Annotated in this window: 7 protein-coding genes; 3 read left to right on the top strand and 4 right to left on the bottom strand. The window is 72.7% G+C overall.

Annotation, left to right across the window (positions count from 1 at the left end; genetic code table 11):
- Nucleotides 1–20: 20 nt before the first annotated feature.
- Complete coding sequence (locus tag ACFV0Q_RS34395) at nucleotides 21–1274, top strand: serine hydrolase domain-containing protein (protein WP_385010872.1); 1254 nt, start codon at nucleotides 21–23, stop codon at nucleotides 1272–1274.
- Here the strand turns inward: ACFV0Q_RS34395 and ACFV0Q_RS34390 are convergent.
- The gene (locus tag ACFV0Q_RS34390; RefSeq protein ID WP_385010870.1) at nucleotides 1271–2599 is read right to left on the bottom strand and encodes a PAS domain-containing protein; all 1329 of its coding nucleotides are present in this window, start codon (nucleotides 2597–2599) and stop codon (nucleotides 1271–1273) included. The two genes, ACFV0Q_RS34395 and ACFV0Q_RS34390, sit on opposite strands and share 4 nt — an antisense overlap.
- Before the next feature lie 258 nt (nucleotides 2600–2857).
- On the opposite strand from ACFV0Q_RS34390, the gene iscB reads away from it, so the two are divergent.
- Nucleotides 2858–4309 (top strand): RNA-guided endonuclease IscB, encoded by a 1452-nt coding sequence (iscB, locus tag ACFV0Q_RS34385; protein ID WP_385010868.1) that lies wholly within the window; start codon nucleotides 2858–2860, stop codon nucleotides 4307–4309.
- Nucleotides 4310–4502: 193 nt separating this feature from the next.
- Here iscB and pdxH read toward each other — a convergent pair whose 3' ends face one another.
- Complete coding sequence (pdxH, locus tag ACFV0Q_RS34380) at nucleotides 4503–5165, bottom strand: pyridoxamine 5'-phosphate oxidase (RefSeq protein WP_385010867.1); 663 nt, start codon at nucleotides 5163–5165, stop codon at nucleotides 4503–4505.
- Nucleotides 5166–5365: 200 nt separating this feature from the next.
- Between pdxH and ACFV0Q_RS34375 the strand changes: the two genes are divergently transcribed.
- Nucleotides 5366–6472 (top strand): citrate synthase 2, encoded by a 1107-nt coding sequence (locus ACFV0Q_RS34375; RefSeq protein ID WP_385010865.1) that lies wholly within the window; start codon nucleotides 5366–5368, stop codon nucleotides 6470–6472.
- A 54-nt stretch (nucleotides 6473–6526) separates the two neighbouring features.
- Here the strand turns inward: ACFV0Q_RS34375 and ACFV0Q_RS34370 are convergent, their stop codons facing one another.
- Nucleotides 6527–7150: a TetR/AcrR family transcriptional regulator gene (locus ACFV0Q_RS34370; protein ID WP_385010863.1), complete on the bottom strand. Its 624-nt coding sequence runs from the start codon at nucleotides 7148–7150 to the stop codon at nucleotides 6527–6529.
- Nucleotides 7138–7881, bottom strand: a complete 744-nt coding sequence (locus ACFV0Q_RS34365) for an enoyl-CoA hydratase family protein (protein ID WP_385010862.1) — start codon at nucleotides 7879–7881, stop codon at nucleotides 7138–7140. The genes ACFV0Q_RS34370 and ACFV0Q_RS34365 overlap by 13 nt, the downstream gene beginning before the upstream one ends.
- Between the last annotated feature and the right edge of the window lie 267 nt (nucleotides 7882–8148).

Genomic DNA, 8148 nt, shown 5'->3' with positions numbered 1-8148 from the left:
GGGACCGGAGGTGGCCCCGTATGCCCACGTCCCGACGCGCCCCCCGCCGCCGTACCCGCCGGGCGGGCGCCCCGGCGGCCTGCGCGGCCGCCCTCCTGCTGGCCCTCACCGGCACCGGAGCCGCCCCGGCCGACTTCCCCGCGGGGCCCCCCGGGGGGCTCGTCGCGGCCACCGCCGCCGTCCGTAGCGATCTCGGCCCCGGGACCGTCCGACGGCTCGACGCCGCCATCGCCGCGGTCATGGCGAAGGCCCGCATCCCGGGCGTGAACGTCGGCGTGTGGCTGCCCGGCCGCGGGGAGTACGTGAAGGCCTTCGGCGTCGCCGACCTGCGCACCGGCACCCCCATGAAGACCGACATGTACTCCCGCGTCGGCAGCGTCACCAAGACCTTCACCGTCACCGCCGTCCTCCAGCTGGTCGACCAGGGCAAGGCCGGCCTCGACGACCCCATCTCGAAGTACGTCGACGGGGTCCCCGGCGGCGAGCACGTCACGGTGCGCCAGCTCGCCGCCATGCGCAGCGGGCTCTACAACTACACCGAGGACCGGAACTTCCTCGACTCGCTGCGCGCCGACCCGCACCGCTCCTACACCCCGCGGCAGATCCTCGGCTACGCCTTCGCCCACCCGCCGAACTTCGCCCCGGACGCCAAGTGGCAGTACAGCAACACCAATACGGTGCTCCTCGGCCTGCTGGTGGAGAAGGTCTCCGGGCAGCCGCTGGCCGGCTACCTCCGAGAGCACGTGTTCGCCCCGCTGAAGCTGTCCGCCACCTCCCTGCCGTCCGCCATGCCGTGCGGCAGCGCGTTCCCCGAGCCGCACGCCCACGGCTACACGACCTTCAGCCCGCACGGGGGCATCGCCGACGCCACCGACTGGAACCCGTCCTGGGGCTGGGCCGCCGGGGCGGCGATCTCCGACCTGGAGGACCTGCACGCCTGGGTGCCCGCGCTGGTCGGCGGCAAGCTGCTGAAGCCGGCCACGCAGGCGCAGCGGCTGCGCACGGGGCCGACGGGCGTCCCCGGGATCTCGTACGGCCTGGGGATCGCCGACTTCGACGGCTGGATCGGGCACAACGGCGACCTGCCCGGCTACGAGACCATCGCCGCGGGGCTGCCGGGCGGCAAGGCCACCCTCGTGATCCTGATCAACTCCGACGCCGACCGCGGCGGCTCGCTCAGCAGCCAGGTCGCGCACGCCGTGACGGAGATCGTCACCCCGGACCACGTGTGGAGCGCCCCCGCCCCGGCGCCGAACAGCGAGAGCACCCCCTAGGGCCCCTGAGGCAGCCCCGCGGCCGACGCCAGGTCGAGGTCGGCCGCGACCCGGGCCGCGACCTCCTCCGCGTACAAGGCGTCCGCGCGGTCGAAGGCGGGCCGGGAGGGGCCCCGCAGGAAGGTCAGGGCGCCGACGGTGCGGCCGCGGCTGCGGAGCACCGTGCAGAGCGCGTGCGTGGCCCCCGTGGGCCACTGGCGGACGCGGGCCCAGTGGTCCGCCGGGCCGCCGCCGGGAGCACTGGCCCGCACCGGGCCGATCCGGTCCAGCGCCTGGAGCGCCGGGTGCAGGGCCTCGTAGCGGACCGGGATCGCGCCGGGCCCCGGCAGCAGCAGGGCCAGCCCGGACGAGGACACGCCCGAGCGGACGAGCCGCCGCTCCGGGCCCGCCGCCACCAGTACGTCGACCAGCGCGTGTTCCGCGAAGCCGGCCAGGGCGAAGTCCAGCCGGACGGCGGCCGCCTCCGCCGGGTCCTCGCACTCGGCGGCGGCCCGCCCCGCCCGGTGCAGCTGGTTGGCCCGGAAGCGCAGCTGCCCGGTGTCCAGCTCGGCCTGCCGGGCCTCGGTGACGTCCTGGAACAGCCAGCCGACCCCGAGCGGCACCGGCTCCTCCGCGAGCGGCGAGGCCAGCCGCAGGAACCCGCTCCGCCAGCAGCGCCGCCGCACCCCCTCCGGGGTCTTCACCGACACCCACAGCTCCAGCGGGGACGGCGGCGCCCCCTCGGCCAGCACGTGCTGCAGCGCGCCCTCCAGCTCCTCGACGCCCTGCACCAGCAGGTCCCCGAGCGGCCGCCCGAGCAGCGCGGTGCGCCCGGAGCCGAAGGCGCGGGCGGCGTGCGTGTTGACCACCGCCGGGCGCAGGTCCACGTCGACGAGGACGACCCCCCAGGAGGCGTCGTCCATCAGCGCCTCGCTGAGGGCGATGGACCGCTCCAGGTCGATCTGCGCGTGCACCTCGCTGAAGGCGCAGTAGACGCCGGCCGGTTTCCCGTCGGCGCCCGGCACCCCGGCCGACTGGGTGCGTACGAGGATCCGCCCGCCCTCCTTGGTCAGCAGGGCGAACTCGTGGACCTGGCGGCCCGGCGCGTCCTGCGCGGACATCAGCCGGTCCTGCACGTCGTCCGCGTCGGCGGCGCGCACCGCCCAGCCCGCGAAGCCGCGGCGGCCGACCGCCTCGGCGGCGGTCCAGCCGAGGATCCGCTCGGCCTCGCGGTTCCAGTGGGTGATCACGCCGTCGGAGTCGAACGCGCACAAGGCGGCGTCCATCCCGTCGAGCAGCGCTGCGAGCAGATCGTCGGCGGTATCGGAACGTCCGGAAGCACTCACCTGGCACCCCCTGCAGGTGTTCGCGTGTGCGGCACGTCAGATCATTGAACTGGAACGTGACCCACACCACACGGCGTTCGGGAAAATCGATGCGCATCTGCGCGCCACGGACGGAACGATCACACGTTCGAGTGAGCTCCATCTGTCCGCCCACGCCGCAGGCCGGGCACCGGCGTGGAACATGGGCGAGGGGAGACCGGCGGGAACCGCACCTGGACCCGTCGGCGGAACGCCGGATCCGCCGCTGTGCCGGCGGCCATGGCAGAGACCGGGAGCGGTGACGCTCCCCGCAGGACAGCAAGCCGAGTATTCGTTCTGGCAAGGGGAGGGGAGCCGCTCATGCCCTGCCATCCCGCTCGTGCCCGCGAGTTGCTCGACAGTGGACGTGCCGTCGTAGCCCGGCGCGCTCCTTTCACCATCCGGCTCAAGCGCCGAACGCGTGCCGAGTCCGCCGTCGCGGGCGTACAGCTGCGCCTCGACCCCGGCTCCAAGGCGACAGGTGTCGCCCTGACCGATGAACACCGGCACGTCGGCCCAACAGGTCGAACCAGCGTCGCGCGCCGAGGGCTGATCACGATCGAGCTCCGGCATCGGGGACAGCAGATCCACCTCGGCATGATGCGGCGCGCGGGCTACCGTCGCCGACGGCGCTCGGCGAACCTCCGGCACCGGGCGCCCCGGCGCGACAACCGCTCCCGGCCGAGCGGCTGGCTCCCCCCGTCGCTGCGCCATCGCATCGATTCCACGATGTCGCTTGCCACCCGGCTATGCCGATTCACGCCGGTTGTCGAGATCCACGTGGAGCAAGTCGCCTTCGATACGACCGTCATCGCGGGAGTCGACCAATCCGCCATGAGGGAGGGCCTGGAGTCAACACACGCCGGATCCGAGATCCGCGAATTCCTCCTGGCCAAATGGAAAAGATCTTGCGCCTACTGCGACGCCACCGGAGTACCGCTCAACATCGAACACGTCCGTTGCCGGAGCCGCGGAGGATCCGACCGTGTATCAAACCTTGTCCTCGCCTGCGTTCCCTGCAACCAGGCAAAGGGCCACCTGCCGGTCGAAGAGTTCCTGGCCGGCCGGCCTGCCCGTCTGGAAAGCGTGATCGCTCAGCTCCGGAGACCGCTACAGGACGTCGCCGCCATGAACGCCACCAGGTACCAGCTCGTGGAGACCCTCGCCACGCTGGGTGTGCCGGTGCACACATGGTCGGGCGGCCGCACCCACTGGAACCGCGTCGTGATGGGGCTGCCGAAGAGCCATACTCTCGATGCCCTGTCGACCGGCTTTCTCGGCCATGCCCGGGGAGACACCGTCGTACGGGTACCCGCACAGGTCCTGGTGGTGGCTTCCACGGGACGTGGTGCGTATGCCAGGACCACCCCGGACCGCTTCGGGTTCCCCCGCTTGCAGCGACCTCGGAGCAAGATCCACCACGGGTTCTCCACCGGCGACCTGGTGCGCGCCGTGGTTCCTCGGGGGAAATGGGCGGGCAACCGGGTGGGGCGCATCGCGGTCCGGACAAGTGGCCAGCACCGCGTCACCACGCTGACCAGCCGTTTTGATGTCTCCCACCGACATCTCCGGCTACTCCAGAGAGCCGATGGATACAGCTACGGATTCCACCCCGAAATTCGATTGAGCGGGGAGCGGAGAGGTGCCTACAGTGGTCGCACACTGAAAGGAGGTGATCCCGGAAATGTATGAAATCCGGACGCGTGAGGTGACTGCGGGCTAACGGCCCGTCGTCGCACGCACCCAGTGCGGTGCCCGGCGGGTACGCCGAGCGCCAATCCCAAGCAGTCACCCGACCCGCGGGCTCGCCGGTACGTCCGGCCGGCTCCTCTCACTGCAGGAGAGGAACCCGAGCCCGCGGGTCGCCTGCGTTTTCGCCCGCCCCTCAGGGGCAGAGGCGCTCCACGTGCCACTTCTCGCCGTCGAGGACGTAGCGGAGCCGGTCGTGCAGACGGTTCTCGTGGCCCTGCCAGAACTCCAGCGCGTCGGGCACCACCCGCAGACCGCCCCACTCCGGTGGTACCGGGACCTGCTCGCCCTCCGGGTAGCGCGCCTCCAGCTCCGCGTACCGGCGGTCCAGTTCGGCGCGCGAGCCGATGACCCGGGACTGCTCGCTCGCCCAGGCGCCCAGCTGGGAGCCGTGCGGCCGGGAGCGGAAGTAGGCGGCCGTCTCGTCGCGGCCGATCCGGGAGGCCGTGCCGGTGACGATGACCTGGCGGGCGATCGGATGCCAGGGGAAGAGCAGCGAGACGTACGGGTTCGCCTCGATCTCGCGCCCCTTGCGGGAGCCGTAATTGGTGAAGAAGACGAAGCCCCGCTCGTCGAACTGCTTGAGCAGCACCGTGCGGGAGCTGGGGCGTCCCCCGGGGGTGGCGGTCGAGACGATCATCGCGTTGGGTTCGAAGACGTGTGCGTCGGCGGCTTGCTGGAACCAGCGGGCGAATTGCGCCATGGGCGTGTCGGCGAGGGTGCCCTCCTCGACGATCTGGGAGCGGTACTGCTTGCGCATGACGGCGGGGTCAAGGTCCTGATCGGTCACGCGGGCCATCCTGCCGCAGTCCGGCGGCGCCGGGTGTGCCGTATGTCACGCTTCCGAAGCCCAGGCGGAGCGGACAAAATCTTGGGGCCGGTCCGAGGGTCCCCGCACGGATGACCATCGGCCGTGCCGGGCATCAACGGGGATGACCGCGCCGGACCGCGAATCACGCCGGGAGCCGCGCGTGTTCGCACTATCTGAGGAGCCGCCTGATGTCCGATTTCGTACCCGGGCTCGAAGGGGTCGTCGCGTTCGAGACCGAGATCGCCGAACCGGATAAGGAAGGCGGATCGCTCCGCTACCGCGGGGTCGACATCGAGGATCTCGTCGGCCACGTCTCCTTCGGGAACGTCTGGGGCCTGCTGGTCGACGGTGCGTTCAACCCCGGCCTGCCGGCCGCCGAACCCTTCCCCATCCCGGTGCACTCCGGCGACATCCGCGTCGACGTGCAGTCCGCGCTCGCCATGCTCGCGCCCGTGTGGGGCCTGAAACCGCTGCTCGACATCGACGTGGAGACCGCCCGCGACGACCTCGCGCGGGCCGCCGTCATGGCGCTGTCCTACGTCGCCCAGTCCGCCCGCGGCCAGGGCCTGCCGATGGTGCCGCAGCGCGAGATCGACAAGGCCGAGTCCGTCGTCGAGCGGTTCATGATCCGCTGGCGGGGCGAGCCCGACCCGCGGCACGTCAAGGCCGTCGACGCGTACTGGACCTCGGCCGCCGAGCACGGGATGAACGCTTCCACGTTCACCGCGCGCGTCATCGCGTCGACCGGTGCCGACGTCGCGGCCGCGCTGTCGGGCGCGGTCGGGGCCATGTCCGGTCCGCTGCACGGCGGGGCGCCCTCGCGGGTGCTCGGCATGATCGAGGAGATCGAGCGCACCGGCGACGCCGTGGCGTACGTGAAGAAGGCCCTGGACCAGGGCGAGCGGCTGATGGGCTTCGGGCACCGCGTCTACCGCGCCGAGGACCCCCGCGCCCGCGTGCTGCGGCGTACGGCCAAGGAGCTGGACGCGCCGCGCTACGAGGTGGCCGCCGCGCTGGAGAAGGCCGCTCTGGAGGAGCTGCACGCCCGCCGTCCCGACCGGGTGCTGGCGACCAACGTGGAGTTCTGGGCCGCGATCATGCTGGACTTCGCGGAGGTTCCGGCGCACATGTTCACCTCCATGTTCAGCTGCGCCCGTACCGCCGGGTGGTCGGCGCACATCCTGGAGCAGAAGCGCACCGGGCGGCTGGTGCGGCCGTCGGCGCGGTACATCGGGCCGGGGCGGCGGAATCCGGCGGACATCGAGGGGTATGCCGATATCGCTGAGACCGCCTGAGCCGGCTGGGCCGGTTTTTGTGAGGGCGCCGCGCCGGTTGGGTGCGGCGCCCTTTCACGTGAGGGCCGCCTCGATGATCCGGGACCACTGGGCCACCACGCGGGCCCGGCGGGCGGCGTCGTCGGTGAGGACGTTGGCCAGGCCGAGGCCCCGGGCCATGTCGAGGAGGCCCTGCACGGTCTCCCGTACGCCGGGCACCGACTCGTCGGCGCCCAGCAGCTCCACGGCGATGCGGTGGGTCTCCCGGCCCACGCGGGCCTCCAGCTCGGTGACGCGGGGGCGCAGCTGCTCCTCGTTGGAGGCGGCGACCCACAGCTGGAGCGCGGCCCGGAAGAGCGCGCCGGTGTACAGGTCGACCAGGGCCTCGACGACCGCCGGACGCGGGGCCGGGGCGGAGTGGAAGAGCTCGCGCAGGGCGGTGGAGCGTTCCTCGGAGACGTACTCGACGGCTGCCGTGAAGAGGTCCTCCCGGGTCCGGAAGTGGTGCTGCGCGGCGCCCCGCGAGACCCCGGCGCGTTCGGCCACGACGCCGACGGTGGAGCCCGCCCAGCCGTGGTCGGCGAGGCAGGAGACCGCCGCCTCCAGGAGGTGGCGGCGGGTGACCCGGCTGCGGGCCTGCTTGGGTTCCTGGCGGGTCCCCTGCGGGGTGCCGTGCGTGGGGTCGGTCAGCGTGCCCATGAGGGGTCCCGGCGTTCGAAGCGGGCGGTGATGCCTTCGCGGGCCTCGTCGGAGGCGAAGAGGCGGGCGGAGAGTTCCGTCAGGCGGGTGCCGTTGCGGGCGAGGGCCTCGCGGACTCCGGCGGTGACCAGGGTCTTGGTTTCGGCCAGGGCCTGGGGTGAGGCTTTGCGGAGGCCGTCGAGGAGGGGGTGGAGGGCTGCGTCCAGGTCCCCTGTGGTGTGCAGGGTGAGTACGCCGATGCGGGCGGCTTCCGCCGCGTCGAAGGGCTCGGCCGTCAGGAAGTAGCGGGAGGCCGCGCGGGGGTCGAGGCGCGGCAGCAGGGTCATCGAGATCACTGCGGGGGCCAGGCCGAGGTGGGTCTCGGTGAACGCGTACGAGGACTGCGGGCCGGCTGCGGCGATGTCGCAGGCGCCGAGCAGGCCGAGGCCGCCGGCGCGGACGTGTCCGGTGACGCGGGCCACGACCGGCTTCGGGAGCTCGGTGAGTTCGCGGAGCAGGGCGAGGAAGTCGGCGGGGTCGCAGGGGGACTTGAGGTCGGCGCCCGCGCAGAAGGTGGTGCCGGTGTGGGTGAGGACGACCGCCCGGGTCCCGGGGTCGGCGGCGGCGGTGGCGAGGGCGGCGCGGAGTTCGGCGACCAGGGCCGTGGAGAGGGCGTTGCGGTTGGCCGGGGAGTCGAGGGTGAGCGTGGTGATGCCGGGTGCCTGGGCGGCGGCGTGCACTAGTGGGGCCATGTCTCCTCCGGAGGGGGTGGTGAGGGTGGGGCTGCCCTGGTCGGGCGGGGTCGGAGCCGTTGCCGTTGCCCTGGCCGGGCGGGTCGGGGATGGGCCGGGGCCGGGGCGGGGTGCCGTCCGGGATAGGCATGATGTATGGCGCCCGATCCGGATCAGAGTGTGCGGGCGGCACCGCGCGCCAACACATCACGTTTTATATCCCGGACGACACCCCGCCTCGACCCCGGCCCTGGTGCCGGCCCACGGGGCCCGGGTCCCGGTCTCGGG

Source organism: Streptomyces sp. NPDC059564, assembly GCF_042735575.1.
Lineage (GTDB): Bacteria > Actinomycetota > Actinomycetes > Streptomycetales > Streptomycetaceae > Streptomyces.
Note: the sequence above shows the minus strand (reverse complement) of the source record. Positions and strands in the feature narration are given on the sequence as shown.

Excerpts from the sequence above, each read along its gene's own strand:
- ACFV0Q_RS34395 (WP_385010872.1), top strand. The coding sequence starts at position 21 with ATGCCCACGTCCCGACGCGCCCCCCGCCGCCGTACCCGCCGGGCGGGC.
- iscB (WP_385010868.1), top strand. The coding sequence starts at position 2,858 with ATGGCAGAGACCGGGAGCGGTGACGCTCCCCGCAGGACAGCAAGCCGA.
- pdxH (WP_385010867.1), bottom strand. The coding sequence starts at position 5,165 with ATGGCCCGCGTGACCGATCAGGACCTTGACCCCGCCGTCATGCGCAAG.
- ACFV0Q_RS34375 (WP_385010865.1), top strand. The coding sequence starts at position 5,366 with ATGTCCGATTTCGTACCCGGGCTCGAAGGGGTCGTCGCGTTCGAGACC.
- ACFV0Q_RS34370 (WP_385010863.1), bottom strand. The coding sequence starts at position 7,150 with ATGGGCACGCTGACCGACCCCACGCACGGCACCCCGCAGGGGACCCGC.
- ACFV0Q_RS34365 (WP_385010862.1), bottom strand. The coding sequence starts at position 7,881 with ATGGCCCCACTAGTGCACGCCGCCGCCCAGGCACCCGGCATCACCACG.